Origin of the sequence: Mycobacterium gordonae, assembly GCF_002101675.1 — a bacterium.
GTDB lineage: Bacteria > Actinomycetota > Actinomycetes > Mycobacteriales > Mycobacteriaceae > Mycobacterium > Mycobacterium gordonae.
The window spans coordinates 1-1,376 of sequence record NZ_LQOY01000132.1 but is presented as its reverse complement, the minus strand read 5'-3'; the positions used below and the strand labels follow the sequence as shown (position 1 = coordinate 1,376).

General features: G+C 76.5%; 1 pseudogene. It reads right to left on the bottom strand.

Annotated features, from left to right (window positions below):
- Positions 1-1,376 (bottom strand): annotated as a pseudogene (locus AWC08_RS36650) (PE family protein); the annotation flags it as partial.

Here is a 1,376-nt window from a genome sequence, read left to right as displayed (position 1 = left end):
ATGGCCGGGGCCGGCATCGAAGAGCCCGCCGGCCCCGCCGCCCCCACCCGTTCCGCCGACGCTCCCGAACGTGTCCATGCCGCCGATCCCGCCGCTGCCGCCGTTGCCGGACAGCCAACCGCCGGCCCCGCCGACCCCGCCGGTCGCGGTGCCTCCTGACGCCGTGATCTTGGCGCCGGTCCCGCCGCTCCCGCCGGCACCGAGCAGGCCGGCAGCGCCGCCGGCCCCGCCGTTTTGTCCCGTACCGGAGGCCCCGGCCCCACCGGCGCCACCGTCGCCCAGCAACCAGCCGCCGGGCGTGCCTGCAGCGCCGGTGCCCGTGCCGCCGGGAGTGCCGTTGCCGATCAGCGGACGGCCGGTGAGCGCCTGCACAGGTGAATTGACAGCATTGAGCACCTGCTGCTGGAAGTTGTGCAGTGCTGAGCCGCTGGCCGGAGCGTTAAAACCGTCCAGCCCCAAGAGTGCCCCGCTGATGCCACCAGCACCGGTTTGCCCGACTGCCGATCCGCTCCCGCCCAAGCCGGCATTCCCGCCGTTGCCGACCACCACCGCGTTGCCGCCGTTGCCGCCGGCGCCGCCGTGGGAAACCATTCCGCCCTCGCCGCCGATGCCCCCGGCACCCCCGTTGCCCAGCAGCAGGCCGGCACGGCCGCCTGCGCCGCCAACACCGCCATGGTTGCTCAGGCTGGACCCACCTGCGCCACCCGTTCCGCCGAAGCCGAGCAGGACGGCATCGCCGCCGGCGCCGCCCTCGCCCGCGACGGGTGTCGCGCTGTTGCCGCCCGTTCCGCCGGCGCCGCCTGAACCCCACAACAGGCCCGCCTGCCCACCGCGACCGCCGGCGCCACCCTTGCCCGCGGCGTTAGAGCCGAATCCGCCATCTCCGCCGGCACCCCCGTCTCCCACCAACCCAGCGGTCCCACCGGCGCCGCCAGCACCGCCAGAGGCATTTTCGCCAAATCCGCCGTCGCCGCCTGCTCCGCTGGGACCACCCAGCAAACCGGCTTTGCCGCCGACCCCGCCGGCGCCCCCGGTCGAAAAGCCGTAGCCGCCGTTGCCGCCGGCACCGGCACCGGCACCGGCGAGCCCGGCGAGCGGCCCACTGCTGCCACCGGCTCCACCGGCCCCACCTTGGCCGCTGGAGCTGGTGCCGCCGTCTCCACCGGCGCCTCCCGCGCCGAACAGCCCGCCGTGCCCACCCACGCCGCCTGTCCCGCCCAGGGCGTTCAGGGCAGACGAGAACCCGCCTGGCCCGCCCGCTCCAGCGTTGCCGGCCAGCCACCCGCCGGCGCCACCAGCCCCTCCGGCACCGCCGGCACCGGTCGACGAGCTGCCTCCGGCTCCACCCGCGCCGCCAACGCCGACCAGTCCGGCGG